At 43.3% G+C, this 26,984-nt stretch carries 26 protein-coding genes; 7 read left to right on the top strand and 19 right to left on the bottom strand.

The annotated features are described in order from the left end of the window. Positions 1-50: 50 nt before the first annotated feature. Positions 51-806: an outer membrane lipoprotein-sorting protein gene (locus tag J1N09_RS06485; RefSeq protein ID WP_265199073.1), complete on the bottom strand. Its 756-nt coding sequence runs from the start codon at positions 804-806 to the stop codon at positions 51-53. A gap of 128 nt (positions 807-934) precedes the next feature. Between J1N09_RS06485 and J1N09_RS06480 the strand changes: the two genes are divergently transcribed. Further along, positions 935-1,327: an acyl-CoA thioesterase gene (locus J1N09_RS06480; RefSeq protein ID WP_265199072.1), complete on the top strand. Its 393-nt coding sequence runs from the start codon at positions 935-937 to the stop codon at positions 1,325-1,327. Here J1N09_RS06480 and J1N09_RS06475 read toward each other — a convergent pair. Further along, a complete protein-coding gene (locus J1N09_RS06475; protein WP_265199071.1) occupies positions 1,324-2,589 on the bottom strand; it encodes a mechanosensitive ion channel family protein in 1,266 nt (421 codons plus the stop codon). The genes J1N09_RS06480 and J1N09_RS06475 overlap by 4 nt on opposite strands. Next, positions 2,586-2,867, bottom strand: coding sequence for a DUF3817 domain-containing protein (locus J1N09_RS06470; protein WP_265199070.1), 282 nt, complete (start codon positions 2,865-2,867; stop codon positions 2,586-2,588). The genes J1N09_RS06475 and J1N09_RS06470 overlap by 4 nt, the downstream gene beginning before the upstream one ends. A 120-nt stretch (positions 2,868-2,987) precedes the next feature. Here J1N09_RS06470 and J1N09_RS06465 point away from each other — a divergent pair, with 120 nt between their 5' ends. After that, positions 2,988-5,840: a M16 family metallopeptidase gene (locus J1N09_RS06465; RefSeq protein WP_265199069.1), complete on the top strand. Its 2,853-nt coding sequence runs from the start codon at positions 2,988-2,990 to the stop codon at positions 5,838-5,840. Here J1N09_RS06465 and J1N09_RS06460 read toward each other — a convergent pair. Continuing rightward, positions 5,837-6,442, bottom strand: coding sequence for a M15 family metallopeptidase (locus J1N09_RS06460; RefSeq protein ID WP_265199068.1), 606 nt, complete (start codon positions 6,440-6,442; stop codon positions 5,837-5,839). The genes J1N09_RS06465 and J1N09_RS06460 overlap by 4 nt on opposite strands. 73 nt (positions 6,443-6,515) lie before the next feature. On the opposite strand from J1N09_RS06460, the gene J1N09_RS06455 reads away from it, so the two are divergent. Then, the gene (locus J1N09_RS06455) at positions 6,516-7,247 is read left to right on the top strand and encodes an SDR family oxidoreductase (RefSeq protein WP_265199067.1); all 732 of its coding nucleotides are present in this window, start codon (positions 6,516-6,518) and stop codon (positions 7,245-7,247) included. Positions 7,248-7,293: 46 nt separating this feature from the next. Here the strand turns inward: J1N09_RS06455 and J1N09_RS06450 are convergent, their stop codons facing one another. Both J1N09_RS06450 and J1N09_RS06445 read right to left on the bottom strand, forming a co-directional pair. Further along, the gene (locus J1N09_RS06450) at positions 7,294-8,148 is read right to left on the bottom strand and encodes a flagellar motor protein MotB (protein ID WP_265199066.1); all 855 of its coding nucleotides are present in this window, start codon (positions 8,146-8,148) and stop codon (positions 7,294-7,296) included. A gap of 120 nt (positions 8,149-8,268) precedes the next feature. Continuing rightward, positions 8,269-9,135, bottom strand: coding sequence for an RNA polymerase sigma factor RpoD/SigA (locus J1N09_RS06445; RefSeq protein ID WP_265199186.1), 867 nt, complete (start codon positions 9,133-9,135; stop codon positions 8,269-8,271). A 300-nt stretch (positions 9,136-9,435) separates the two neighbouring features. Between J1N09_RS06445 and J1N09_RS06440 the strand changes: the two genes are divergently transcribed. Further along, positions 9,436-11,754, top strand: coding sequence for a M14 family zinc carboxypeptidase (locus J1N09_RS06440; RefSeq protein WP_265199065.1), 2,319 nt, complete (start codon positions 9,436-9,438; stop codon positions 11,752-11,754). A gap of 42 nt (positions 11,755-11,796) precedes the next feature. Continuing rightward, on the top strand, positions 11,797-12,447 hold the full coding sequence (locus J1N09_RS06435) for a hypothetical protein (protein WP_265199064.1): 651 nt from the start codon (positions 11,797-11,799) through the stop codon (positions 12,445-12,447). A 2-nt stretch (positions 12,448-12,449) separates the two neighbouring features. Here J1N09_RS06435 and J1N09_RS06430 read toward each other — a convergent pair whose 3' ends face one another. Continuing rightward, the gene (locus J1N09_RS06430) at positions 12,450-13,124 is read right to left on the bottom strand and encodes a hypothetical protein (RefSeq protein WP_265199063.1); all 675 of its coding nucleotides are present in this window, start codon (positions 13,122-13,124) and stop codon (positions 12,450-12,452) included. Positions 13,125-13,174: 50 nt separating this feature from the next. After that, positions 13,175-13,732 (bottom strand): ExbD/TolR family protein, encoded by a 558-nt coding sequence (locus J1N09_RS06425; RefSeq protein WP_265199061.1) that lies wholly within the window; start codon positions 13,730-13,732, stop codon positions 13,175-13,177. A 99-nt stretch (positions 13,733-13,831) separates the two neighbouring features. Between J1N09_RS06425 and J1N09_RS06420 the strand changes: the two genes are divergently transcribed. Both J1N09_RS06420 and J1N09_RS06415 read left to right on the top strand, forming a co-directional pair. After that, positions 13,832-14,368, top strand: coding sequence for a hypothetical protein (locus tag J1N09_RS06420; RefSeq protein ID WP_265199060.1), 537 nt, complete (start codon positions 13,832-13,834; stop codon positions 14,366-14,368). Between the two features lie 100 nt (positions 14,369-14,468). Beyond that, positions 14,469-16,169, top strand: coding sequence for a T9SS type A sorting domain-containing protein (locus tag J1N09_RS06415; RefSeq protein ID WP_265199059.1), 1,701 nt, complete (start codon positions 14,469-14,471; stop codon positions 16,167-16,169). Here J1N09_RS06415 and J1N09_RS06410 read toward each other — a convergent pair. The 11 genes from J1N09_RS06410 to J1N09_RS06360 form a co-directional block, all read right to left on the bottom strand. Continuing rightward, a complete protein-coding gene (locus tag J1N09_RS06410; RefSeq protein WP_265199057.1) occupies positions 16,166-16,600 on the bottom strand; it encodes a hypothetical protein in 435 nt (144 codons plus the stop codon). The genes J1N09_RS06415 and J1N09_RS06410 overlap by 4 nt on opposite strands. 142 nt (positions 16,601-16,742) lie before the next feature. Further along, positions 16,743-17,399, bottom strand: a complete 657-nt coding sequence (locus tag J1N09_RS06405) for a hypothetical protein (RefSeq protein WP_265199055.1) — start codon at positions 17,397-17,399, stop codon at positions 16,743-16,745. 11 nt (positions 17,400-17,410) lie between these two features. Beyond that, complete coding sequence (locus J1N09_RS06400; RefSeq protein ID WP_265199053.1) at positions 17,411-18,037, bottom strand: hypothetical protein; 627 nt, start codon at positions 18,035-18,037, stop codon at positions 17,411-17,413. Between the two features lie 7 nt (positions 18,038-18,044). After that, complete coding sequence (locus tag J1N09_RS06395; protein ID WP_265199052.1) at positions 18,045-18,677, bottom strand: hypothetical protein; 633 nt, start codon at positions 18,675-18,677, stop codon at positions 18,045-18,047. Between the two features lie 184 nt (positions 18,678-18,861). Beyond that, positions 18,862-19,530 carry a hypothetical protein gene (locus J1N09_RS06390; RefSeq protein WP_265199050.1) on the bottom strand — a complete coding sequence of 223 codons (669 nt, stop codon included), beginning with the start codon at positions 19,528-19,530 and terminating at the stop codon, positions 18,862-18,864. A gap of 6 nt (positions 19,531-19,536) precedes the next feature. Beyond that, entirely contained in the window at positions 19,537-20,163 is a 627-nt protein-coding gene (locus J1N09_RS06385) for a hypothetical protein (protein ID WP_265199048.1), read from the bottom strand. A gap of 9 nt (positions 20,164-20,172) precedes the next feature. Continuing rightward, entirely contained in the window at positions 20,173-20,805 is a 633-nt protein-coding gene (locus tag J1N09_RS06380) for a hypothetical protein (RefSeq protein ID WP_265199046.1), read from the bottom strand. Between the two features lie 196 nt (positions 20,806-21,001). Further along, positions 21,002-23,194 carry an amino acid permease gene (locus tag J1N09_RS06375; protein ID WP_265199045.1) on the bottom strand — a complete coding sequence of 731 codons (2,193 nt, stop codon included), beginning with the start codon at positions 23,192-23,194 and terminating at the stop codon, positions 21,002-21,004. An 86-nt stretch (positions 23,195-23,280) separates the two neighbouring features. Next, on the bottom strand, positions 23,281-25,197 hold the full coding sequence (locus tag J1N09_RS06370; protein ID WP_265199044.1) for a peroxidase family protein: 1,917 nt from the start codon (positions 25,195-25,197) through the stop codon (positions 23,281-23,283). A 46-nt stretch (positions 25,198-25,243) separates the two neighbouring features. Then, entirely contained in the window at positions 25,244-25,975 is a 732-nt protein-coding gene (locus tag J1N09_RS06365; protein ID WP_265199042.1) for a nitroreductase family protein, read from the bottom strand. A gap of 83 nt (positions 25,976-26,058) precedes the next feature. Beyond that, a complete protein-coding gene (locus tag J1N09_RS06360; RefSeq protein ID WP_265199041.1) occupies positions 26,059-26,805 on the bottom strand; it encodes a slipin family protein in 747 nt (248 codons plus the stop codon). Between the last annotated feature and the right edge of the window lie 179 nt (positions 26,806-26,984).

Here is a 26,984-nt window from a genome sequence, read left to right as displayed (position 1 = left end):
GTTACAAAAAATCCCCATAGACAGGGGATTTTTTGAGTTTAAGATATATTCTATTTCTTCTCTTCAGTCTCCGCGACTTCAGGCATAGCAAACATGGTGTCGTCAATCTCGGGGTTTAGCACGATATTGGTCCAGGTAATTGGCTGCCCGCCCATAGTTGTTGCGAATGGGAAGTACAATCCATCAACTTCCTGGTAATCACTTTGGGTGTCTTTCATCGTCTGGCCTTTCATGGGGCCCTGCCGAATTTCTGCTTCGGTAGCAATTGGTACGAAGTTTTCCTTTTCGAAGTAGTAGAAAGTGACGTTGGGTTCTTCAACACCATCAACGAGTATCGGAAGCCTTGTAAGTTTGATCTTATAAGTTTCAGTACCCTCCATGGTCTCTTCGCCTATTAATTCTACAGTATATCCTTTCTCCTTATAGTCGAGGAAAGGATCCGGAAAATCCTTACCCTGGTTTTTCATATTGTGGGTCATATCAGGATCTGCCTCTTCGGGTTGCATCGTCATAAAATTCGTGGTCCACATCTTTTCTCCGTCGAAAGAAACCTGGGTCATTTCCTGTCCCTGTATATTGATCTTAACAAGCATTTTACCATCTTTGGTTTGGTAGACTTCAACAGGAATACTCATACCTTGTGCACTCACAGTCCCTTCAAGTTTTATTCCCTCCAGAGAGCTCCAATTTTCTGCACCTCCCGTATTTTCAAGATAGTTGGCTATAATTTCATCTACTTCCTGGGCATTCGCTGGCACGAAAGCCGCTATTAAAAGCAAGATAAACAGTGTCTTAATGGTCTTCATTGTGTATTTATTTAAGTTTAGCTTAAAGGTAAGTCTTAATGACCATTTGATTGTTACAGCCATAAGTTAAAATTTTCTGAATTTTCAGCTATCGAATTTCTACCTTTACCCTTTCAGAAATAAGATATATGCGATTCCACACTCGAAAATGGATAAAACCCGAAGACCTCAACCCTAATGGTACACTCTTCGGAGGGCGACTACTGGAATGGATCGATGAAGAAGCCGCACTCTACGCTATCATCCAATTAGAGAATCCCAGGACAGTTACCAAATACGTAAGCGAGATCAACTTTGTGAGCTCGGCACGAAAAGGGGATATTGTTGAAATTGGTATTGAGGTGAAGAATTTCGGGACGAGTTCTTTAACTCTTGGATGTGAGGTGCGAAACAAGATGACACACCAAACCATTATTACTATAGACTCCATAATCATGGTGAGCCTCGATGAAGAAGGTAAACCTCGTCCGCATGGTAAGACTGAGGTGGAGTTTGTATCGAATCGGCTTAAAGACGACTAGCCCAAGGCAGCCAGGTCCTTTCCACTGGGGAGTTCGAATATCTCGAGATCGAAATATTTAGAAGCGGCGATAAAATGATCGAAGAGATCTGCCTGTATAGCTTCGTAATTTTGCCACACTTTATCGTAACTCCAGCACATTATTTCGATAGGTATTCCCTTATCGGTTGGGTTCAGATGGCGAACCATCATATACATATCCTTATTAATGGCCGGTGATTCGTGCAGGTAAGCGTCCATGTATTTTCTGAAAACACCCAGGTTGGTCTGATTTCTACCATTTACCAATAAAGATTTATCGGCACCCGTACGTTCGTTGTATTTGTCGATTACCTTTTGTCTGTGTTCAATAAAAGGCCGTACCAATTCGACAGCTTTGAACTTCTCAATATCTTCAGAAGAAAGAAACTTTATGGAAGCCTGTTTAATGTACAGTGAACGTTTAATCCGTCTTCCGTTAGATTCCTGCATTCCACGCCAGTTCTGAAACGAATCGGATATCAAACTATAGGTAGGAATGGTGGTATAGGTGTTATCCCAGTTCTGCACTCGAACAGCAGCAAGGGTTATTTCAGTAACAAGACCATCTGCACCGTATTTGCTGAAGGTGATCCAGTCTCCAATGCGTACAGTATCATTCACCGAAACCTGAATACTGGCGACAAAACCGAGAATAGTATCTTTAAAGATCAATAGAATTACTGCGGAAACTGCACTTAAGGTGGCAATACTCTTAATAGAATAGCCGGTGATAGCATTAATGATGAAGAAAATACCAGCTCCCCAGGCGAAGATCATCATTACCTGAACATAACTTTCCAGGGGTTTGTCGGCATACTTCGGATTTGTCTCCCGCAGGTAATTCGTGATAGTTCTAAGGATCGACCTGAAAACAAGGATACATAAGATTACGAGATAGGCTTCAGCCAGGGTTTCCACATGACGTTGCAACTCCATGAAATCCGCGAAGATGACGGGTATCAAATACCAGACCAGGGCAAGCGGAAATGCGTGCGCCACAAACCGGGGGAAATTGCTTTTAACCAGATAATCGTCAAAGGTGGTTTTTGAGCGATTACTGAAGGCTTTGAATAGCTGAACGATTATTTTTCGCGTAATTACATCTATAACGAATGCTACAAGCGTAGTGATAATGATTAAAACCGCGGTGTTGATAACTGATGCCCAGAAAGAACCTACTCCCTGCTCAATGAGAATATCACGCAGCCAAACGGCGTATTCCATTAATTGATCTTTGTTCATTGGAGGTATTTTCGTTCAACATAAAACGGTCCAAACGGCAAAATGGCACAGGCGAATGCTATAAATAACATCTGCCAGGTCCAATTGAGTTTCTCCTTCATGATCCAGGCACCATAGAGGTACATCATGAATAAAACACCGTGTGCCATCCCAACCACACTCACATATTCGGGTTGGTCCCAAAGGTATTTCAATGGCATTGCAATACCCAGAAGCACTAGAAATGACAGGGCTTCCAGGGTGCTTATGATCTTAAATGTCTTTACGGTCAACTGCACTGTTTACGTTTTTTGCAAAGATACGTCAATAGGGGATGACATATCAAATTTAAGATATCTTTAGGAAGTCTTTTTTCTCAAAGGAAGTATCTTCCAGCTTGTTAATCAACATTTTTCGACATGAAATATTCATCAATCATTTTCTCAACACTTTTCATCTTGCTTATGGGGTCATGTAAAGACAATAATTCGGGAAATCCCGAGACCAAAGAATTCAGTATTGAATACGAAAAATTTACCCTGGACAATGGCCTTGAAGTGATTCTTCACGTGGATAAAAGCGATCCCATTGTGGCAGTTGCAACCATGATGCACGTTGGATCCAATCGGGAGAAACCTGGAAAGACGGGATTTGCACATTTTTTCGAACACATGAGTTTTAATGATTCAGAGAATGTGCCTGTTGGTGCCAATCGAAAGATGATCCCGGAATGGGGAGGTAGCCGCAATGGTGGCACCTGGAGCGATGGGACAGTGTATTACGAAGTAGTTCCGAAGGATGCCTTTGAGAAGATACTTTGGATCGATAGTGACCGCTTTGGTTATATGATCAACACCGTTACCGAAGCAGCATTGGAACGAGAAAAGCAGGTGGTGAAGAATGAAAAACGCCAGCGGGTAGACAATGCACCCTATGGCTACACCGATGAGATCATCAGAAAAAACTTATATCCTGAAGGGCATCCCTATAGCTGGACGGTAATAGGTTCTCTTCCCGATCTGCAGGCAGCTACGCTGGAAGACGTGAAGGAATTCTATAATGAATATTACGGTGCGGCAAATGCTTCACTTGTGATTGCAGGAGATATCAATATTGAGGAGACCAAACAACTTGTGGAAAAGTGGTTTGGGGAAATTCCCAGTGGTCCGAAAGTGGCGCCTTTAACACCTATGCCCGTTACCCTTTCCGAAACGAAATCACTTTCTTTTGCCGACAACTTTGCGAAGCTACCCGAACTTAGAATGGTCTTCCCATCTGTGGAGCAATATAATAAGGACGAATATGCCCTCCAGGTGCTTGGTCAGCTATTGAGTGGAAGTAAGAAGTCACCTCTTTATAAAACCGTTGTGGAGGAGGGAAAACTGGCTCCCAATGTTGGTTCATATAATAACAGCAGTGAGTTGGCCGGCGAGTTTGTGTTCCGGGTTAGAGCGAACGAAGGTGTTGCTTTAGGTGATGTGAAGAATGCTATTAACGACGGACTCAACCGTTTTGAAACCGATGGTTTTAGCGATAATGAATTACAGCGGATCAAGGCGGAATTGGAAACACAACTATACTACGGCGTGGCTACTGTTCTGAATAAAGCCTTCCAGTTGGTGCAGGATAACGAATTCGGAAATGACCCGGGATATATCACAAAACGGGCTAAGTATCTACAGGAGATCAGCCGTGAAGACGTGATGAGAGTGTACGAAAAATATATTAAGGACAGACATTATGTGATGACAAGTGTAGTACCTGCAACTAGTCCTGAATTGGCTGTTTCCGGAGCCGTAGAGGCCACAGTTTGGCAGGAGGAGATCACCGCTATGAAAGCCAATGAAATGGTAGCCCAGGGTGAGGAGGCCGAATATGATAAGACAGCGACAAAATACGATCGTTCCGAACCACCCTTTGGGGAAGCGCCACTGTTCAAGATGCCTGATGTTTGGGAATCGAGTGCCGTCAATGGCATGAAACTTCTGGGGATCGAGAATAACGAGTTACCAATTGTAACCTTTACCATCTCCATACCCGGCGGCCATATGCTGGATCCAGCCGAAAAAGCCGGTCTGGCTGTATTCACGGCAGATCTTATGAATGAAGGAACCGCCAATAGAACCGCAGCGGAACTGGAAGAAGCTGTTGGCTTATTAGGATCTGGTATTTCATTTAACGGTAGTCTGGAAGAGATCAATATCACCGGAAATTGTTTGTCCAGGAATTTTGAAGCAACACTTGCACTTGTTGAAGAAATGCTTCTTCAGCCGCGATGGGATGAGGCGGATTATGAGCGACTCAAACAGGAATGGAAAACCGGTCTGAAGGGCCGTGAAGCAAACCCAAGAGCGATTGCCGGACTAAACTTCAATAAGCTAATGTACGGCGATGATCACATCGCAAGCTTACCAACAAAGGGAACCCTTGAGACGGCAGATAACGTAACTCTCGATGATGTAAAGTCCTTCTATGAAATGTTAAGTCCGATTGGTGCCAGTCTAAAAGTAGTTGGGAATATCAGCAAGGAAGAGGTTGAAAATGCAGTGTCAGGTTTAGCAACAAATTGGCGCGGTGAGGCGATCGAAATACCCTCTCAACAGTTACCTCAGGAAACAAACGAATCTGTGCTGTATTTTGTGGATGTACCCAATGCTAAACAATCTGTTCTTTATGTAGGTTCCCTTGCCTTGTCAGCCGATGATCCGGATGCTGCCCGTCTCGATTTCGCCAACGAGATCCTTGGCGGAGGGTCTAGCGGTCGTTTGTTCCAAACCCTGAGGATAGAGAAAGGATACACCTATGGAGCCTATTCGAGAATACCCTCTCGAACGGAAGTAGCCCCGTTCAGTATCGTTTCCAGTGTGCGCGCGAATGCTACTTTGCCGTCGCTTGAGATCATTCGCAATATGGTTCAGGAGTATGGTCCCGGCTTCACCGAAGCGGATGTGGAGCTTACCAAAAACAAGATCGTGAAGCAGAATACACGGGCATACGAATCTCTGGGAGCGAAACTAGGGATACTCACTAATATTGATAAGTTCGGGAAGCCTAAGAATTATATTGATCTTGAGCAACAGGAGCTTATGTCTATGAATCTCGAAGATTTTAAATCTGTCATTGATAAGTATATCCAGGAAGACAAAATGGTGTATGTGGTAGTGGGTGACAAGGCTTCGCAATTTGAGGAGATCAAGAAATTAGGCAAGAGAGTAGTTGAATTGGATATCTACGGAAACGAGATCAGGGCCCTTGAAAGCAGGGATCTTTAGTCTTCGCAAGGCAGAGGTTCGTTGAGAGTGGAATAGGAGCGGTTTCTTCGGAAGCTGTAATGCCACCATTCACTTCGGATGGTGTTAAATCCGAACTTTTTCATTCCATCCATAAGCAGTTTTCGGTTGGTTAACACTTCCTCCGGAAAGTTATAGTTGTCGATATGAGCTTCAATTCCGAAGTAATCGTAATCCGTACCCATTTCAACATAGCACCCGTCAAGAGTAACCAAAGTTATATCCACAGCCGCCCCTTTATTGTGGATGGAGCCTTTGGTGTAGGGATTAGCAACGTAGGTCGGCCTGGGCACTTTAGCCCACATTTTCTTCTGAATGTCCAGGGGTCGATAGCAGTCGTATAATTTGATGCGATAGCCTTTCTCACAGAAATACTGATTTGCCTTCAGCAGTGCCTCCGCTACTTCTTTCCGAAGTAAACATTTAGAACATTCATACAAAACTTCTCCTATGAAATTGTCCTCAGTCGCATAGCGCACCTCGTATTCAAACTCTGTGGAAAGGTCGGCCATATCCACTAGTTCCTCTTGCCCGAAGGTGAATAAGGGGAATAAAACAACCAGGATGTTCACAAACCGCTGCATCTTGGCTAAAATTAAGGATAATTTGGCTAGTAGAAATATTCGAGTTGTTACCTTTGAAAAAAAACAGAAAACTATGAATACTATTAACGGTAAGGTAGCATTGATAACGGGTGGTACCAAGGGGATTGGTTTTGGAATAGCAGAGGCTCTTATGCAAAAGGGAGTGCATGTGGCGGTTACCGGCAGAAATGAGGAAACAGCTCAAACAGCAGCAACCAAACTCAACGATAACTCTAATTCTGGAGCAAAGGCCATTGGTGTTGAAGCGGATGTACGTAGCCTTGCGAGTCAGGAGAGTGCTATGAGGGCAACCATGGCGGAATTCGGAAAGATAGACGTTGTGATCGCCAATGCGGGGATCGGTCATTTCGGTAGTGTAGAATCTCTTACGAGTACACAATGGCAAGAGACCATCGATACGAATCTTACCGGGGCGTTTTACACTTTAAAAGCAAACCTGGATGCACTGAAAGAAAGCAAAGGTTATTACATAACGATTTCCAGCCTTGCCGGCACTAATTTCTTCGCCGGTGGGTCTGCCTATAACGCCAGTAAATTTGGTTTAACCGGTTTTACACAGGCGGCTATGCTGGATCTGCGTAAACACGGTATCAAAGTCAGCACTATCATGCCGGGAAGCGTAGCTACTTATTTTAACGATCATATTCCAAATGACCAGGATAGCTGGAAAATACAGATCGAGGATATCGGAAAACTGGTGGTGGACTTACTTGAAATGCACCCAAGAACTCTACCTTCTAAAATTGAGGTGAGGCCTTCGATCCCGCCGAGTGCGATGAAATAAAAAAAGTGGCCAATGGCCACTTTTTTTATTTTATGCGCTTCAACAATTAGTTTGCAGAAAGCAAGGCAAGGAATTTATCCAGGTTCGGAAGGATCACGATGCGTGTTCTTCTGTTTTTGGATCTTCCTTCTTCCGAGTCATTCTCGGCGATAGGAGCAAAACTGCTTCGTCCTGCTGCAATCAGTTTTTCAGGAGCAACCCCGAAATCTTCTTGTAGCTTTCTGATCACGGCTGTAGATCGCTCTACGCTTAATTCCCAGTTGTCCTTGATGTAAGCCCCTTGCTTAACGGTTCTCGCATCTGTGTGACCTTCGATCAGCACTTCCATAGCAGGTTCACTGTTGATCACATCCGCTAGTCTTTTCAACAGGTTATCTGCCTTAGGATTTACTTTATAACTTCCTGATTTGAATAACAGTTTGTCGGAAATGGTGATCATAACAACAGTCTCATCGATATCGATCTTAATATCGTCTTCTTCTCCCTCAGCAACCAGGTTGTTGTCCAGGTTCTTCTTCAGGTTGTAAGAAACAATGAGATTCATGGTATCCTGCAGCGTCTCGGCTTTTGCCAGTTCGTTTTGGTCCACCTTATCCAGGGCGGCCTTCATTTGTTCCTTGTCGTTTTTAGACAGAACTACATTACCGTAATTTCTCAAACTACTGTTGTCCAGGTCTACATTTTCCTGGGTCAGGGAATTGATCTTGGCATTGTAACTCGCAACTCGTTCCTCGATTTTGGCGTATTTCGCTTCAATCTCTTCTTTCTCAAGCTGAGTTTTGCTAAGGGTAGAGCGGGTGGAGTTATACTGGTTTTCTAATTCGACATACTTCTTTTTAGATACACAAGAAGTAAGCATCACGGCGCCCGAGAGCAGGGCTAGTGCAAATAACTTTTTCATTTTACTAAGTATTAAGGTTTGTAATACAAAGGTATCTGAGCCGCTGCCAAATTCTTCAGTAAGAAGTGCTATACTTTTGTTAAATTAAAAAGACTTATTAACACATACACGGTAAGTGAGTTACCCAAGATATTTTACCAGGATGTGGTTGCGCTGCTCACTTCGCAGTCTGCGGATGGCCTTTTCACGGATCTGTCGAACCCTTTCCCGGCTAAGATCATAGGTCTCTCCAATTTCCTGCAATGACATGGGGGCTTGATTGTTCAAACCGAAATTCAAACGAATCACATCAGCTTCCCTGTCGGATAGAGTATTCAGTGCACGATCCAGTTCAACTCCAAGTGATTCCCTCATAAGATGTTTGTCTGGTCGAACGGAGTCTTTCGAACTAATCACATCGTATAAATTGTTTTCATTATCACCTTCACTAAAAGGAGCATCCAGGGACATTCCCCTGGCCGATTCCTTGATGGAATTCTTTATTTTGTCTACGGGTAGATCCAATTCATTCGCAATTTCTCGGTACGTTGGAGGTCTTTCTTTTACCTGCTGAAGGTGTAGAGAGACCTTCCTGATCTTATTCATCAACCCTATTTTATTAAGCGGCAAGCGGACCGTTCTCGATTTCTCTGCTATTGCCTGTAAGATCGATTGCCGTATCCACCAAACAGCATATGAGATGAATTTGAAACCTCTTGTTTCGTCGAAACGCCTTGCTGCCTTTACCAATCCTATATTTCCTTCATTGATGAGGTCTGGTAAGCTTACACCCTGATTTTGATATTGCTTCGCAACAGACACTACAAAACGAAGATTGGCTTTCACTAATTTCTCGAGTGCCAGCTCGTCTCCATCTTGGATTCGTCTTGCCAGTTCAACCTCTTCTTCGGCTGTTATTAAGTCAAGTTTGCTGACGTCTTGTAAATAATTGTTTAAGGATTTTGATTCTCGGTTTGTTACTTGTTTGGTAATCTTGAGTTGTCGCATAGAAAGTTTTAGGAGTTCGAAAGGATAGCCCATTATAACTATCTGCATTTAAAAATCAAAATTCTTAACAATATTTGTTAAAACAAACTGTTCTCAGAGGTCATTTCTTTATCTTAACTCTGAAAAAAATTGACCTGTTGTTTTGATTCTCAATTTACAAATACCCTCCGGGGTGCCGCATCCCGACAACAATAGTCCCCTGGATCTCAGTAACCCGGCGGAATTGATCATCTATGTTATAATTCCTTTGCTGATAGTTATTTTGTATTTTGTGGCTATAAAAGGAAAAAGAAAAATAAATTGAAAAAACTTAATATATTTTTTGTTAGCTGTGTCTTGTTCCTGGGAACAACGGTAATTACCCTAGCTCAGGAGACCTACAGCAAAGTATCTATCGAAATCACGGATATGCATGAACTGGACAGGCTCTCCGGGCTCGATCTGGATGTGGATCATCCCGAATTTGACAAACAAGGGAATGTTTCCCTTTATCTTACTTCGGAAGAAGTAGCCCGATTGCAGTTCAATGGATTTCAATATGAAATTTTAATACCTGACTTCCGCACTTATTATCAGCAAATGTTACTGGATGATGCAGCACAACAGTCACAGATGACTCGTTCTGAATTTGTTGCCGATGGATTTGATCTTGGATCCATGGGTGGATTTTACACCTTTGCCGAAATGGAAGCCAAACTGGATGAAATGAAGGCAAACTATCCAAACCTGGTGACCACCAAGAGCAGCATAGGAACATCGGTTGAAGGAAGGCCTATATGGATGGTGAAGATCAGCGATAACCCGAACGTGGACGAGGCGGAACCTGTTGCTTATTTTGACGGTGTTCACCACGCCAGGGAACCACTGGCTATGGCAACTACCATTAACTATATGTTTTGGTTGCTTGAAAACTACGACACGGACCCGCAAGTGAAATTTTTGGTGGATAATCGAGAGATCTATTTTGTTCCTATCGTAAACCCGGACGGATATGTGTACAATGAAACTACGGATCCCAACGGGGGAGGATTATGGCGAAAGAACCGTAACCCGAATGGTGGTAGCGGCTGCCCGGGTGTCGACCTCAATAGAAATTACGGTTTCGGGTATGCTGCAAACGGTTCCTGTTCCAGTACTGATCCATGCTCCGGAATTTACAGGGGGTCCGGACCTTTCTCTGAACCGGAAGCTGTAGCGGTGAGAGATTTCCTTGACCAGGTTGAACCAAATACTGCCTTTTCAACACATTCTACGGCTGGCAGCTATCTCATGCCCTATGGATTTGATACTTCACCGCCGGATTTTGAGATTTATTCTGAATGGGCCTCTTCCTTCCTGGCAGATAATGATTATCCGTATGGAGTTACATTCCAAATGTTAGGTTACACAAGCTGCGGAACTACCAGGGATTACTTGCATTCCGAAGGAATTTATGGTTGGACACCTGAAATAGACGGTGATGGATTCTGGCCAACACCAAGTACAATTTTCGATCTCGTGGACGAGAATATCAGACCACTATTTTTCCAGTCATGGATCGCTGGAGCGTACCTGGATGTTCAAAGTCATAAGCAAATTGGAAATGCCATCCCCGGAGGATCCTTCGAACTCATCGTGGAAATTAAAAATACAGGAGTGGGGGCCAGTGCTCAGAACACCAGTGTGATCCTGTCTACCTCCAATCCGAATGTAACCGTACCTACAGCAAATACCTACGGTACAGTTGCCGCCAGAACAAAAAAGGACAATAGTGCCAGTCCATTCACTTTATCCTTAGATCCTTCGTTTACAGGCTTGACTTTCGATCTAACGGTTACTACATACCAGGATGGTGTGGAGAACGAGTCCATTGTGGTACCTATAACTGTGGGAGAAGGAACAGTGCTATTTTCAGATGATGCCGAAAACGGCTCCACTAATTGGACCGCTTCCGGGAATGGTATAGCATGGGGAGAACTGGCGGATGATTCCTACAGCGGACTTTTTAGTTTTGGTGACTCCCCCGGTGGTAATGCCGAAAATGACACCGACAATACTTTTTTACTGAACCAAAGTTTTAATTTCGATGGAGATTTTAAACCCCTGGTCACCTTTGCCAGTAAATGGTCCATCGAAAATGATGACCAGGCTCTCTTTCAAATATCAACGGATGGAGGTACTAACTGGGATACTTTGAAACAGTATACACGTAATAACGATTGGGCGAATGAGTATTTCGACTTAACCGATTACGTGGGCCTTACCGATGTGCGTTTTCGATTTACTATGGAAACCGACGGTTTCCTTCCCGGTGATGGATTTTACTTTGACGATTTCACAATAACCACCTATGATAACTCCACACTTGGAACGCTGTCTAATACATTATCTGAAGTTAGGTTTTACCCCAATCCTTTTTCATCAGGCGGATTCAACATCGAGGCCAGGGGAGGAATAATGGACGAACTGAGCGAGGTAGTAATCTATGATATCTTCGGAAGAAGAATCGCTCCATCGGTAGAACGGAAGGTAAATACGCTACAGGTAAGCACCAACGGAATGTCGTCTGGCGTTTATTTCGTAAGTCTTGTAAATTCAGAAGGAAGAGAGATAACAGTGAAGAAAATGATCCGGATCTAGTTATTTGGTGTAATTATTGCAATGCAATTTGAAAAAGTTTACATGCGAGCCCTATTCTTAGTTACTGTTCTTCTTTCGGGAACGGCCTTATTTGCTCAAATTGATAACCGAAACGTGGATCTTAACCTGGACCCTGTGGAGGATGACTTCAGTGATCCTACAGGGGTAGAGCTCCCTGCTATTTCTCAACCTACCTTAACCGATCTGGACCCGACATTCAAGCCAAATGCGACGCTTGATATTTCCGATGAAAAAGATAAGGTAGATTTTTCGGCCGATGATGGCCTTATAGATTATACCTCAAACATAGTTCCGAAGGCTTTCAAAAAAGATAAGGAGGCCAAGGAAGAATATGCACGCGATCAGTACCTGGGTGATGTTGGGACTTCCGGAGGCTTTGTTATGGTAAAGTACCGCGATCACGAATTTGTAGATGGCGACCGCATCCGCGTGTTCTGTAATGGTGATGTGGTGCAGTCGGATGTCTCACTAGGCGGCGCATTCAGAGGGTTTACGCTTACTTTGGAACCCGGTTTGAATAAGATCGTATTCCAGGCATTGAACCAGGGAAGTTCTGGCCCGAATACTGCCGAACTTCACGTGTACAACGATAAAGGCCAATTGATCTCAGCTGCAGAATGGAACCTACTCACAGGTCATAAAGCGATAATAGATGTGATGAAGAACGACTAGAATTAGTTCTTTTCCTTCGGGCTTTCCTCTTCCTCTTCCTCTTTCATTTCCCCTTCAACTCCATTGAGTTTTTCAAGTAGTTGATCGTAGCTGTCTATCTCGGAGTACAAAGTACCGCCTAGGCTAACTATCGGATTCGAAATAGAATCGTAAGGAGTCTTTGTGTACTTAAAAGTTCGAATAAGGAAATCTTTAACCTCTTTTTTCTCTTCCTCTTCCAGGTTTATGGTTCTGTACTTGTAATAGCTGCTGTCCAGTTTCTGAATAAGGCTATCACAGGAGGTACAACCATCCTTAAGGTATACTAATATATTCTTCTTAGGATCGATCTTTATCCTGGTAAATGGTTTGCGTATCACGCGTCTCGATAGGCTGTCCTTCACTGTTAGATCGTAGGTGTAAACAGGAACGCGGCCTCGCTCTATCACCAGGCTTGCAATATTCACCTTGGAGGCCTTAGGTACTCGATGCATACGAGGTACACCGCCTCTTTGTCGAAATCCGGTACCCTTAACTTTTATGGAAACATCCAGGTCAACTTCATTCTCATTCACAGCATAGATCATCAGACGATTATTTACACGCTCGTCTGTAATTTTAACCGGGCGATCCTGGGCCAGAACACAGACATTAACTGTTAGTATAAGAAGGATGCTAACGAAAATCGATTTTCTCATAACGGCAGTTTATTTCTGTGCAAGATAGGGATATTCTTACAATTTTTTTGCTATTTGACGTCCGCTTCGGAAAAGAGAAACGGGTAGGCTTCCTTTACTTGTTTTAATTCTGAAGCCGTTAGCTCTGAAGGTTTTTTCTCAAACAACTTTAGAGTGTATTGTTCGCGTAATGCGTAGTAGGCTTTACTTATCTCATCTTGCAATGCGATAAATTCAGCATAGGGTGTAAGTCGGTCCGTAGTCAATGAAATAACAGCTTTTGCTGGATTTTCCGAAGAATCATCTAGTTGATGACCGGTACAATACTCGCAACTCCCATCGCCGTTATTGTCGATAAAATCCATTATCATGACTTTTAGCTCATCGATAGCCGTGATGTCATCATTTACCAATAATTCCCCGGTTTCATTGAGGTAAAGTCGCATGATGTTCCTGTCCTTGATGTTTACAGCGCACTCCTGGCCGGGTGGACATTTCCTTGGAAGTTTACGTTCAATTCCTTTGTCTTTAGCCAGAGTTGTAGTAACCAGGAAGAAGATCAACAACAGGAAGGCGATATCCGCCATACTTCCTGCGTTTACTCGAGGCAAGTTTCTCTGCGTTCTCATAAGATGATGGTTTTAGTGTTGATGTGAAATTGGAATCAAAAAAAATGCCAGTATCCCGAGTTTTAGTAAATTCGTTATGAAACTAACTATTCTGTATCAATGAAAAAGAAGTTCTGGACCTCCGATAAAGTTGTGAGTTTTGTCGCCATAGTTGTAAGTGTATTCAGTTTGTTCATCTTCGTAAAACAAACTAATATCATCGAAGAGCAGAACCATTTATCGGTCATGCCATATCTATTGCTGGAATCATCAAATAATGCCTATGAAAATGAATTCAAGATCGAGATCGTTAACCACGGAGTAGGGCCAGCCATTATCCAGGAGCGTCTGTTGTATTACAAAGGAGAAGAATACGATATGGAGTTTGTAGATTTTCTGAAAGACGTAGCACCTGGCACCGATAGTATTAACGTGATTAGTAGTTCTACCCTACAACCCGGGTTTGCCTTGCCCGCAGGAGCTTCAAGACAAATCTTAAAAATCGGCGGGTCTAAGAAAAGTTATGATGATTTCATGAAGTTTATGAACATGACACGTACTGATGATTTCCAATATGTAATAAAGTATAAAAGTATCTACGGGGATAATTGGAAGATCACATCACAGAACGAGGTCCCGGAAAAGCTCGAGGATTGATCACCCTGTATTTATAAATCAAGACTTGCCTTCCTTTTTGAAGCCGGAAAAATAAATTCAATAGGTTATCTTTAACTTTGAATTTCCAACACGAATCGCTATGAAAATTACATTTAAAATTATTCTTTCAACATTTGCCCTTCTCTCAGTCTCCGTTTCTACTGCGCAATCAACAGAACAGGTACGTGAAATGCACAACGAAATTCCTGATGATCCCTATGTGCAGGTGGATAAGAGTCGCCAGCCTCGAATTCCTCCTTATAATGTTCGGGCTGCTAACTTTTATACAACCCAGGTTAATGTAGATGCTAACGGTGATAATATCGTGGGTGACGCGGGAAACGAACCTTCTATCGCCATAGATCCAACAAACCCGGACAGGATCGTGATAGGATGGAGGCAATTTGACGATGTTGGAAATAATTTCCGTCAGGCAGGATACGGTTATTCTCTGAACGGCGGACTCTCATTTACATTTCCCGGTGTTCTGGACCCGGGAGTATTCAGATCGGATCCTGTATTAGATTTCGATTCAGAAGGAAACTTCTACTACAATAGCCTCCAGGATACCTTCGAATGTGATGTATTCAAAATTACAGACGGTGGAACAACCTGGGAGAATCCGGTACCGGCATTTGGTGGGGATAAACAATGGATGACCATAGACAAAAGTGGAGGTGCCAGCGCTGGCCACAATTATTCGTATTGGAATACTTCCTTCACGACCTGCTCTCCGGGAGCGTTTACTCGTTCCACGGATGGAAGTAGCTCATTTGAGAATTGCGAAGTGATCGATAACACTCCTTTCTGGGGGACACTGAAAGTAGACACCAATGGAGATTTGTACCTGGTGGGAAGAAACGGACAGGGATCGGGTATGGTGGTTGTTAAATCCACCAATGCGAAGAACCCCGCCCAGGTAGTGGATTGGGATTTTGTGAGTTCGGTTGACTTAGGTGGATTGGTATACGCACAGGCCGATGTAAACCCGGCCGGCCTGGTTGGACAGGCTTGGATAGACACCGATAATTCCGGCGGACCGGGCGATGGAAACGTATATGTGCTTGGTTCTGTATTCAGAAGTAGTAATAATGATCCTGCAGATGTGATGTTCGCGAGGAGTACAGATGGAGGTGTTAGCTTCGAGCCACCGGTACGGATCAATATCGATAATGATGATACCTCTTTTCAATGGATGTCTGCCATGTCCGTAGCTCCCAATGGGAGAATAGACGTGGTATACCTTGATACGAGCACGGCCGATCCGGGAACTGTGGATTCCAGGCTGATCTATTGCTGGTCCGACGACCAGGGGGATACCTGGAACGATTACCTGGTGATGTCTGATATGTTCGATCCTACCATCGGTTATCCAAATCAGAATAAGATGGGGGACTACTTCGATATGAAATCGGATAACGATTTCGCCCATCTTGCATGGTGTAACACATTGAATGGCGGACAAGATGTGTATTATTCGAGAATTTCACCAGACGGAAAACTTGGAGTGAACAATATCGCACTGGCGGAGGGATTCGGCTTTGTAAGCTATCCTAATCCGTTTTCAGAAACAACAACCTTACAATTCTATACTACCGCCGAAAGTACTGTGAGTCTTGAGGTCTATGATATTCAAGGCAGGCTGGTAAATACCCTGTTCGATGGATCATCGAACGGCACCCAAAAGATTCGCTGGGACGGTAGGAGTTCTGCAGGGAACCGATTGTCGAAAGGTCTTTATTTCGCCAGGCTGAATGTAAATGGGGTAATAAAGACTCAGAAAATTGTCTTGAATAACTAAGATCTGCGAAGCAACTGCATGGCTCCGGCATTCAGCTGGAAATCCAGATCTGTAATAAAACTGGATAGTTCACCCGAATTGAAATGCTTTTTCAGTTCCGGTATTCTATTTACGGTTTCCTGGTAGTAACTTCTGATTTCTTCGGAATGGGCAGTAATACCTTGCAACTTACACCATTGAAGATAATCGGTTGATTCTTCGATTATCTCGAATTCTCTAAGAGCCAGTACTATGGCAATTCGCTCATCCGGGAGTTCGAGGTCTTGATATTCATCGTTGATGAACACCGGATAGGCTGATTCAGAAAGAATCAAAGAACCGGCAACCAGGTCTAAAGTAGGAGGGATGGTATTGTTTCCATGAAATTTAGCAGAGGTTGTTTGGATGAACAAATTAAGCGCCTTTATTTCCGGATAATCCTGGGGATTCATCTTCTTTTATCTTTATCATTTTTACCCTTAATGATAAGGAAAAGAACTGGCCCAACGATAATAAAAACTACAACTAGAATTAGGACTAATTGCCAAATGCCAATGGCGTTGAACATAGTTTGGTTTTCCGTAAATATACCGTTTAAAAACCTGCCGGCAAGGGGGCGATTCCCGTTTCGTTCCCACTCAAATCTACCGATATACTATTGATCTCTTTCGAAATGAAGCCTTTTCGGTATATAATTAGGTTGAGGAACATATCTACAGGAGTACTACCAAAGGTAGTCCCAAATCTTGTTCTGAATTCAGAATCATTTACAAAAGCACGAAGAAACCATGTATTGGTAGTAGTGTTCTTGTAAGCATAGATCTGGTGTCCTTCAATATTATCGTTACCATTATTACTGTTGGTCATCACATCAGTATCTCCGCTTCCTGCTTCCAGGTAGTAAAAACCTTGTACCGTTACGATATAATCATCAATCGATATTTTGGTATCATAATCCTGAAGCCCATCTTTAGATAAATCGCGAAAAATAAACTCGGCATAGTTAATAGGTCCGTATTTACTTTGATCGATATCGTATTGAACGATTTCGTTACTCTGAAGTGCGATAAGCAGTTTCGATCCCCTGATCTGGTTAGAAACTCCCGGTTTTTCAAGGTAGAGACCATTATCGATCATGGTAGTTCCATTTACTTCAAGAGTATAATCCGGAGTGGTTGTATTAATACCAACTTGAGCCGAAAGGCTAGAGTTAAGTAGTATTATAAAAAGGAGAAGTAGAAGTCTTTTCATATCGATATATTTTAATACAAGTTGGGAACAGATGAGGCTGTACCCGTATTGTTTCCACCAAGGTCCGTCATGATTGGAGCCAGGTAGCGGAAATATGATTTGTCGTAAACAATTACGGTCACTTCATAATTAACCGAATCTACCGGATCCAGGTCCAGGGTCTGATTCCGTATCTCCAGGTGCCATGTTCCTCCGCTAATAAAAGTGTGTGCAACAAAATTCCCGATGGATTTTGTCCCACCTGCCGGCACTTTTTGAATTGGATCACCTATATATCTGAAATTAGCAATTCCAACTATATATTTCGATGCATCGTATTGAAGGTCTACATCCCTGAGGTTGTCGAGGGATATGTTTGAAAAACTATAGTCAATAACATTCACAGGAGCTACAGATAGGGCGCTCACATCGAGTTTAGTGATCTTACCTGTAGGAGTGGATGTAGTGGAGCGAGAAAGTAACATGAAATCTTCATCAGCGCTATTTACTGTATTAAGCGATCCCAGTGTAAAATTATCCCGGATGAGTAAATCTCCTCCAACGTGGAGGTCGGCTTGTGGATTTACAGTGCCAATTCCCACCTGGGCGAAAATCCCCTGAAACACGAAAACCAGGAGTAAAGTAGTAATTGTTCTCATACGATTTTTAATTTATGATAGGTGAGGAGGCGCTTCCCGATGTCGCATTCGACATTGGAATATCAATACTCCCAAGTTGTTTGGAAAGATCTCTCGAGAAAATAAGGGTGGATAGTGTCCATGTTCCAATTTCCGCAGGATCCAGATTCGCTACCATGGGGTAATCAGCAATAATATGCCAGGTACCGCCTTTAATAAAGGTGGCAGTATATGGTAAACTTGCGTTATCCTCGGCTCCGCTGGAAGAACTGGTATTAAGTTCAAGATTAAAATAAGACGAGATCACGATGAGAACGAAGTCATTTGCATCAACACCGGTATCGAAATCAAACACCCAATCCTCGTCAGGATTTGTAATAATGTACTCCTGAACATATGCAAGAGCTTCTCCGGTGGGATTGCTTACATCTACAGATTTTATTTCATCAAGATTATCCTGTATAAGGAACGTGGAGTCTTCGTCGTCGGACAAGGCGTTGTAATTGCCTATTTCAATAGTTCCTGATATCAAAGCATCTCCGGCAACTTCCAGTGTTGTCCTCGGGTTTGTTGTGTTTATTCCTACCTGTGAATGTATGTCTCCACAAACGATTAGGCTCAGTAGGAATAAAATCGCAGCGGGGGCTTTATACGATTTCATAAGTATAACAAATTTGGGTGTTACAAAGATAGAGTCCAACAGCGTAACTTATTGTTAAAGAAAATTTTACAACATGCTGAATATCGATTATATAGCGCAATACATCGAAAAAATATCAAATATACGTGTAAACACGTAGGAATAAAATGGATGAATTGTAGGAATTATGTAAGGACTTCTTAGATCAAAATCCAGTTGGCAGACTGGCTGTTCCCGTAGCTGAATTTCCCATATCAACAGTGATATCATTCTGTGATTTGGCAATGAATCCCTTTCTGTATATCATTACGTTCAGCCACATATCAATATCTGTGTCCACATAGTCACCAACACTGCTATCGTATTTCTGCCAGGTTGAGTTATTTACAAAAGCTCTGAGAAACCAGGTGTTTGTGATTGGATTCGGATACGCGTAGATTTGGTATCCTTCGATGTTATCTATTGAAATTGAACTACTTGGCATAATACTTCCTGTTCGCCCTGCGCCTGCGATCCCGCAGGAATATCCCTGGATACTTACCAAATAATCATCGGTAGAGATTTTTGTGTCGTAATTCAGAAGTCCGCTAGCCGATAAATTCTGAAATTCTAATTCCACATAGTTCATAGGGCCGTATTTACTGATATTTATATCGTAACGCGATAGCTCATTGGTTGTAGTTCGAACAAGGAATTTTGATCCCCTGATATTTGTATTCTCACCGGGATTTTCAAGATATACTCCAGAGTCTATCATCACATCACCATTTACATCAAGAGTGGCCGATGGTGTATTGGTATTGATACCCACCTGTCCGAAGATTGGTCCGATACTGAAGATTGCAGTTACGAAGAGAAAGTAGAAATGTTTCATAGTCATTTATTCAAAAACTGGAATGGAGGAGGCCGTTCCTATATTAGACCCTCCAAGATTTGTAGTAATCACCGGCAGGTCCCTGAAATATTTTTTATCGTAAACAATTAAAGTAATATAGTACTCAAGTGAATCTGTTGCATCTAGTTCTAATTCCTCGTTGCTAATCTGTAAATGCCATGTGCCACCACTTTTGAAGGTACGAACAACGAAATGCCCGATAGAGTAGTTATCGCCACCGGGAACTTTCTTAATGGCGTCACCAACATGTCTGAAATCAGCTACCCCAACAACATATTTACTAACGTCATACTGCAGATCAACGTCCTGCAGATTGTCAAGAAATACGTTGGTAAAATGATAATTCACGGTATTCACTGGTGCGACATACAAATTGTCCGGGTCCAGTAAGGTGATCTTACCCATTGGGCTCGAATTTGTTACCCTGGTTACAAGTTTGAAATCCTCTTCTGTTGCTGATACGGTGTTCAGATTCTTTGTTGTAAGTGCATCCTGTACCAATAGTTCACCAGCTATATGAAGACTAGCAGAAGGAGAGGAGGTGCCTATACCTACCTGGGCTGAAGTAAACCAACTAACAGCTAAGAATAATATCAAGTAATAGTTTCTCATAATATCAACTTAATTTATAATAGGTGAAGATGCGCTGGCACTGGAATTCCCTGCCATAGGTACCGGAACGGTCCCATATTGCTTGGATACGTCGTTTGAGAATATTAGAGTGCTGATGGTCCACACACCCATAGCAGTTTCGTCTATATTCGCAGCCTGGGGATAGTCTGCTACCAGATGCCATGTGCCCCCGGACACGAAGGCTGATGCAAATGGAATACTCGCATTGTCTTCTGCACCAGGGTTGGGGGTAAGGTCTAATTCCTGGTTAAAACTTGCCGAAGTCACGATCACCATATAATCGGTAGCATCTATTCCAGTATCAAAATCCTTAACCCAGTCCAGGTTAGGGTCTTCAATAACATATTCCTGGATGTAAGCCAATGCAACTCCTGTAGGATTGCTTACATTAAGTGATTTGATCTGATTACTGGATTCCTGAATTAAAAAAGTGGAAGTGTCCGCATCTTTCAGACCGCCGTAGTCACCGATCTCCATACCATCGCTGATATTTAAATCTCCGGCTACCTCGAGTGTGGTCCTGGGATTTGTAGTGTTTATTCCTACTTGCGAAAAAATAGTTCCGCTCGCAATCAAGCTTAGTAGGAATAAAATCGCAGCGGGGGCTTTATACGATTTCATAGGTAAAACAAATTTGGGTACTACAAATATATGGTGTAATTCAGTAACTAGTTGTTAAAGAATATTTTAGAATATGTTTTACATCGATTATATACTGCATTACATCGAAAAAATTTAGAAATAGATGATATACTGTAGGAATTATATTTTCAAAATGTAGGAAAATGAACTGGAAATCAACCCAATAAAATTCGAGTTATGCTAATATACTTTCGTGTCCGGAGTCCTTTACAAACAGACATGAGCTGTTCGTTTTGTCCGCCATATCCTGTACAAAGGTAAAACTCAGGTTTTCATCCATTCCGAAGATATTCAAATCTGCCTGTGGGGCTTTAATCACAATCTCTTTGAAACTACCTACATATACCTCAGTCAAGGTCTCCGGTAGCCTGGCAAGGTTAATCAGACTCTTGAGGAATTCCGTTGCATTGTCCAGTTCTTTGTCATCGTCAATCACAGTAATTAGGCGGATTCGTGCTTTCCAGTTTCGTTTGAGCTTATAGGCGATCAAAGTGGAGAGGTCAAGGTTTCCAATATCCCAACCCAGGCTCCAGTTGTTTTGTCGGTTACTCACCCATACGTTGATAGTGTTTCGCTGTCCCAACAGGGCAGTAGGATGAGACTGATAAAGCAGTACCCCGATCTCCAAACGGATACATTCCCGAATTACTGGTCGCAGTTCAGTTTCGTAGTCATCGTGCTGCTGAAGGTTCAGAAATACAATATTAGGTCTGAAAAAAGCCCCTCGAAGTGCCTGGTTACCGTAATTCACACCTTTTGCAAATTCTGTGGTATTGATCACTGTCCAGGAAGAGAAGACTCCTTTGGTTCTGAAGGACTCCGCAAGGGTGTCCAGTTCCAAGGTCATACTGTCGTTTTCCTCATCCGGAGCAATGCCTAATAATTTTATGGAGCCCTTCGGACTCGCGATATTCCGAAGAAACTCAAAATTTCCCCTGGCACCTGTAATATCGCGAACTGGTACCATTAAGTTCGGTTTCCAGGCCCGCTGCTGCATTTTTTTCATCCCCCAGGTGTGCTTGGCTGCCCATTCAGCAAAAGAAACAAAGAGCCCGGAACGCACATCCTCAAACGGAGTTTCCAGGTTCTGACGAGAGAGATACCAATAAACTGCCAGGACTATGGCGATGGTGATAAGGCTGATCGTTGGATTGATTATAAACATCGCCAATACCGAAGAGATCAATCCTAACCACGGAATCCAGCGTTTTATCTTGAATATGGGTCGATAACTTATCAAACCGAGATTCTGTTCTATGATCACTACTATATTGATCATGGCATAGGTGACCAGGAAGAATAAAGTAACCAAAGGTGCCACTGCATTCAGATTGCGGAGTAGCATAGTACCGAAGATCAAAATACCGGTCACCAACATGGCATTCCTGGGCTGCCCGTTCTTACTCTGACCTGCCAGGAAATTTGAATATGGTAATACGCTGTGCTGTCCCATAGCAAAGAGTATCCGTGAAGACCCAACTATGGACGCAAGGGCCGATGAAAAAGTAGCTCCCAGTACCCCTGCGATGATCAGTGGCCCGACATAGGCCTTTTCGATAATGATATTGTAGTTCGATATTAGTTCCTCTTCAGTAGCAGAAGTAGCCAGCCAATACGCCAGAAGCATATAGATCACAAAACTCACCCCTATGGCCCAAAGAGTTCCTATCGGGATACTTTTCCTGGGGTCTTTTAATTCGCCTGACATGTTAGCACCGGCCATGATCCCGGTGGCTGCCGGGAAGAAAACCGCAAACACCAACCAAAAATTACTTCCGCTGAAATTATTTTCAGGAGATCCCTTGAACGTTCCCCACTTCAAGGCTTCATCCGACGGGATGGTCATTGAACCTTCATAGGCCGCCATCACTATGGAAATTAAAGAGGCGATGATCACCATCATGATGATATACTGGGTTTTGATGGCGAGATTTGCACTAATGTAGGCGATAGTGAATAGACCCACGAATACGGCGGCATCTACCAGGAATGCGTTGTGGTGGGGAAATATCCCAAGCCAACCTTCACGGAAACCGAAAATATACATGGTGACTGCTAATCCTTGTGAAATGTACCTGGGAATACCCAGGCTGCCACCAACTTCAAGTCCTAAGGACTGTGATATGATCGCGTACGCACCTCCGGCGCCTATACGTATATTGGTTGTGATGGCCGACATTGACAAAGCTGTGCAGAGAGTGATTAGAAAGGCAATTATAATGATCAGCCAGGCGCCGATAAGGCCGGCATTACCTACTACCCAACCCATTCTCAAATACATGATCACACCTAAAATGGTGAGCAGGGTAGGAGTGAATACACCTCCGAAGGTTCCGAACTTCTTGATGTTTTGCTGGCCGGTTTCCATGGTTAGAACTACAATATTAAAACTTTTATAGGTTCAATGAGCAATTCCCACGGATTACTTGGTTTTGCTTGAAAAAGCGAGAGATCTTAGCGTCCTTGCTTTATCAGTTTCAACTGGCCTGCCCCGCTATCCGATTCCAAAGTAATTACGTAAAGCCCGCTGGCAAGCTGGTCGCTCAATTCAAAATTGATCTCGTTTCTTCCTCGGTTCAACTGAACCGATCTCGTAGAGACCACCTGTCCGCCAACACCGTAAATATTGAGTGTAGCACTAGAAGGGCGCGCATTTTCTATTACCAGGTTAAAGTATTTCTGAACCGGGTTCGGATAAGCTGATAGCTCGATGGAACGCACTTCAGGAAAAGGAAATAACTCTACAGCCAGCTGTCCTCTGGGTATAGCGATAAAAACGTCTTCCTGCAAGATCTCGATGATGGTATTCCGAAGAATTACTTCTGAAAGCTTAGTGTTCTTGATCTCGTCGATCTCCGCCGCCGTGAACGCCGGATCGTTCTCATAATAATAGCGATCACCATCTCTAAGCGACTGGAACTGGAACTTCAGCATTTCATGAAGGCCTTCTCCTATCAACGCATTCGGGAGGTGATCTTCACTCATGAATCCGATCCACGGGTCCACCTTTGAAATATCTCCGTATACCGTTTCCAGGCGCTGACTCAAATCCCCATCACTTGTTAAACTGTTGAAGTCGGTGTGAGGCGTTAGCTGCAGGTCCTCACGTATGGTATTGTAATCTGGTAATCCGCGTTCGCGCGCTCTTGCCAGGTTAATGGATAGCAGGTCGATTCCTCCGGCACCCGGCTGACCGAAAAGGAAATTTCGGATATCGTCCATGATAAGCGGATCCACAAACTGGTGCTCCTGGGCTGCCAGTCCTCTGAAGAAAGGCTCAATACCACCCTCATCCCGAAGGATCTCAGGACGGAAGAAGCCATCTCTCAGGTCCTTGGCTCCAAACATCCAGTCGTCTCCATTCTCTTCAAATCGAACGAGACGTCCATTTACCATTGTATGGCCAAATCGATAGGCAGCTGCGGAAAATGTATTGGTTATGTCCGGTTGAACGTTTTCATCGTATCCGGTATACGGATCCAGTTGGATACCGATATGTGGGAGAAACTCTTCGTAAGTGACTGCCTGGATCAAGGCACCCACAATTTTTCTGGCACGCTGGAAGATCTCTTCGTCGCTCCAACTTGGATTAGCGGCCTTTATTTCATCGCACAATCTGTTGTGTTCGCGTACCCACAGTGTGTGGAAACAAGCGAGTCCTGGTTGTTCGTTCACACGAATGTCACCACCAACAAAGAACTTTTCGGGAAGTGGGAAACCATCCAGCACCATAAAAGGGGCTGATGGATCGATCGGGCTGTCGTATTCGCCATCTATAGTATTCCAGGGCAAAAGATCGCCCGCAGACATTTTCATTTTCCCATCCTCAAAAGTACGTAGCCAATCGGCTCTATCCTCCTCACTGCCATACACCAAGGAGCCGTCGATATAACTCGTTATATCATTGATGTGCTTCCTGGGGTTGTTTATAGAAGTTCCGGTAGCCGGATCCGACTTAGAGCGGAACATGCGCAGGGTCATGGTTCCGGTACAGTCGGGATCGAAAAGTGGCTCACAATTGGGAACCGGGATATTATTGGGTTCATCGAAATTATCGTCGTTCAGGTTTACGTCGTGATCTATAAACTGCCCCCATCCCCAGATGAAGTCGCTTAAACCGAGCTCGTTCGGTGTAAATTCACTCTGACTTCCAATGGCGTTACTCACCTTCCTCGGATTCGGTCTGTCCTGACCTCCGGGTTCACTAATAAGGTCGTTATAACCGTTGGTTACAAAATTTCTAAAATGCTCGAGCGCGGCACCCCAATTAGGATTGTTGGGGTTATTGTTAGTACCATCGTAAGTTCTGTTTACCTGGGCAAAACCATGGATGGTTATTAAAAATGCGGTGGTTAGTAAAAGTTTTTTCATAAGCGTAAATATAGTAGATTTCCTATATCATTTCAATAGAATTATTCTAATTTATTGGGTAATATACCTCCTCGAAAGGAACCCTGAATCTAGGGCCGTAGATTCCTTTTTCATCCCTGATACCACAACCTAAGACCATATTGATCTCTGCAGAATAGGGCAAATTCAGAATGCGTTTTACTCTTAATGTATCGCTGCCTTCCATGGGACAGGTATCATAACCTATGGCTGCCATGCTGATCATAAAATTCTGAGCGGCCAACCCGGCGCTTTTGTGAGCTACAATTCGCATATCGCTGTTTCGAGCCTGGCGGTAAATAGGGCGGAAAAGTCCTACCACCTGGAAAGCGAGGTATTTTATCCATCCGAAAATACCCAGAAAATTGAAGTAGGTAAAAGGAATTAATTTGCCGTAGTAATTGAGTGCCATCTTTTTTCGCTTCTCCAACCTGGGAGTCATCTCGGCTTTCGCGAAACCTTCTTCCAGAAACTTAAGATTAGCTTTAGCACGCTTTCTCCACAGGTCTTTTCTTGCTACTACCACCACAAGCTGTTGAGCGGTACGGGCTGCATTCTGATTAAAACACACTTTAGCAAGCTGTTTTATTTTTTCTGAATTTGTAATGTGATAGAACTCCCAGAGCTGAAGATTACTACTGGTAGCCGCCAGGGTGGCGAGGCGAAGGCATTCCTTCACTTCTTCCGAATCGATGGGCTGCTCTTTGAAAACACGTACAGCACGACGATACTCAATAGCTTCCGAAACCGTTTTTTCCATGGATGAATCGTATAATTAGGAGGAGGAAGATACTTTTTTCATCGATGGGGTCAAAACAGCTCCGGATTTATTTAGCTATTGAATTAATCTTTGTCTTTTCTTCTTCTCCTTGGAAGAACTTCTTCCGGGAACGGGAATAGAATGGTTGAGTTCTTTTCTGCCGCGATATTAGAGAGGGTTTGATACAACCTCAACTTAATTGCCGATGGGGATTCGTCGATGATCTTACCAGCTTCGTACAACTTGTTGGCCGCTTGCTCTTCAGCTTCTGCGAGAATTATACGTGCTCTCCTTGAACGTTCGGCTTCTGCCTGGTTGGCCATCATACGCCTCATATTCTCGGGAAGTTGAATGTCCTTTATTTTCACATCGTTGATATCAATTCCCCATTCTTTGGTCTCAATTTCTACTATGGCCTTGATGTTCTTACCCATTTCTTCGCGTTTGGAAAGTATAGTGTCCAGTTCAACCTTACCACACACATCACGCAGTGCTGCCTGCGCCAATTGAGAGATCGCGAATTTGTATTCCTCGACTTCGAGGACAGCTTTTTCAGGATCATTGATCTTGAAGAAAACTACGCCATCAATACTACAGGGGACGTTATCCTCGGTCATTACTTCCTGCGAAACAATGTTTATAGTAATCACCCTGATATCGACTACCTGTATGGTTTCCACCACAGGAATGATCCATCGGAACCCTGGTTGGAGGGTCTTAACGTATTTCCCAAATCTAAATTTCAGCGCTCGTTTATATTCAAAAACAACGCGTATCCCCAGTAACAGGAATACAACAAATACGATACTAAACAATACAATTGGATTCATAACTTTTGTTTTTATTCTGAATTAACCGTTGAAATTCAGATGCTTAAAGATACAAAGATGGCCGAGGGACGGAATGATATTCGTCATGTTAGTTCATAAAAAAACCTCCCTGAACAGCAGGGAGGTTTATGGATTCCGGTTGGCGCGATTCGAACTATCTGTGGATGGCATAACTACTG

The organism is Aureitalea sp. L0-47 (assembly GCF_026126405.1).
Taxonomy (GTDB): Bacteria; Bacteroidota; Bacteroidia; order Flavobacteriales; family Flavobacteriaceae; genus Pukyongia.
The sequence above is the reverse complement of the archived record's forward strand: the minus strand, read 5'-3'. Positions and strand labels throughout refer to the sequence as shown.

What these genes read in the sequence shown, in the direction of transcription:
- J1N09_RS06435 (WP_265199064.1), top strand. Translation starts at nt 11,797, where the DNA reads ATGCGAGCCCTATTCTTAGTTACTGTTCTTCTTTCGGGAACGGCCTTA.
- J1N09_RS06410 (WP_265199057.1), bottom strand. Translation starts at nt 16,600, where the DNA reads ATGAATCCCCAGGATTATCCGGAAATAAAGGCGCTTAATTTGTTCATC.
- J1N09_RS06450 (WP_265199066.1), bottom strand. Translation starts at nt 8,148, where the DNA reads ATGAAAAAGTTATTTGCACTAGCCCTGCTCTCGGGCGCCGTGATGCTT.
- J1N09_RS06465 (WP_265199069.1), top strand. Translation starts at nt 2,988, where the DNA reads ATGAAATATTCATCAATCATTTTCTCAACACTTTTCATCTTGCTTATG.
- J1N09_RS06380 (WP_265199046.1), bottom strand. Translation starts at nt 20,805, where the DNA reads ATGAAATCGTATAAAGCCCCCGCTGCGATTTTATTCCTACTAAGCTTG.
- J1N09_RS06360 (WP_265199041.1), bottom strand. Translation starts at nt 26,805, where the DNA reads ATGAATCCAATTGTATTGTTTAGTATCGTATTTGTTGTATTCCTGTTA.
- J1N09_RS06375 (WP_265199045.1), bottom strand. Translation starts at nt 23,194, where the DNA reads ATGGAAACCGGCCAGCAAAACATCAAGAAGTTCGGAACCTTCGGAGGT.
- J1N09_RS06455 (WP_265199067.1), top strand. Translation starts at nt 6,516, where the DNA reads ATGAATACTATTAACGGTAAGGTAGCATTGATAACGGGTGGTACCAAG.
- J1N09_RS06405 (WP_265199055.1), bottom strand. Translation starts at nt 17,399, where the DNA reads ATGAAAAGACTTCTACTTCTCCTTTTTATAATACTACTTAACTCTAGC.
- J1N09_RS06420 (WP_265199060.1), top strand. Translation starts at nt 13,832, where the DNA reads ATGAAAAAGAAGTTCTGGACCTCCGATAAAGTTGTGAGTTTTGTCGCC.
- J1N09_RS06365 (WP_265199042.1), bottom strand. Translation starts at nt 25,975, where the DNA reads ATGGAAAAAACGGTTTCGGAAGCTATTGAGTATCGTCGTGCTGTACGT.
- J1N09_RS06395 (WP_265199052.1), bottom strand. Translation starts at nt 18,677, where the DNA reads ATGAAATCGTATAAAGCCCCCGCTGCGATTTTATTCCTACTGAGCCTA.
- J1N09_RS06430 (WP_265199063.1), bottom strand. Translation starts at nt 13,124, where the DNA reads ATGAGAAAATCGATTTTCGTTAGCATCCTTCTTATACTAACAGTTAAT.
- J1N09_RS06475 (WP_265199071.1), bottom strand. Translation starts at nt 2,589, where the DNA reads ATGAACAAAGATCAATTAATGGAATACGCCGTTTGGCTGCGTGATATT.
- J1N09_RS06370 (WP_265199044.1), bottom strand. Translation starts at nt 25,197, where the DNA reads ATGAAAAAACTTTTACTAACCACCGCATTTTTAATAACCATCCATGGT.
- J1N09_RS06385 (WP_265199048.1), bottom strand. Translation starts at nt 20,163, where the DNA reads ATGAGAAACTATTACTTGATATTATTCTTAGCTGTTAGTTGGTTTACT.
- J1N09_RS06480 (WP_265199072.1), top strand. Translation starts at nt 935, where the DNA reads ATGCGATTCCACACTCGAAAATGGATAAAACCCGAAGACCTCAACCCT.
- J1N09_RS06445 (WP_265199186.1), bottom strand. Translation starts at nt 9,135, where the DNA reads ATGCGACAACTCAAGATTACCAAACAAGTAACAAACCGAGAATCAAAA.
- J1N09_RS06460 (WP_265199068.1), bottom strand. Translation starts at nt 6,442, where the DNA reads ATGCAGCGGTTTGTGAACATCCTGGTTGTTTTATTCCCCTTATTCACC.
- J1N09_RS06415 (WP_265199059.1), top strand. Translation starts at nt 14,469, where the DNA reads ATGAAAATTACATTTAAAATTATTCTTTCAACATTTGCCCTTCTCTCA.
- J1N09_RS06425 (WP_265199061.1), bottom strand. Translation starts at nt 13,732, where the DNA reads ATGAGAACGCAGAGAAACTTGCCTCGAGTAAACGCAGGAAGTATGGCG.
- J1N09_RS06400 (WP_265199053.1), bottom strand. Translation starts at nt 18,037, where the DNA reads ATGAGAACAATTACTACTTTACTCCTGGTTTTCGTGTTTCAGGGGATT.
- J1N09_RS06485 (WP_265199073.1), bottom strand. Translation starts at nt 806, where the DNA reads ATGAAGACCATTAAGACACTGTTTATCTTGCTTTTAATAGCGGCTTTC.
- J1N09_RS06390 (WP_265199050.1), bottom strand. Translation starts at nt 19,530, where the DNA reads ATGAAACATTTCTACTTTCTCTTCGTAACTGCAATCTTCAGTATCGGA.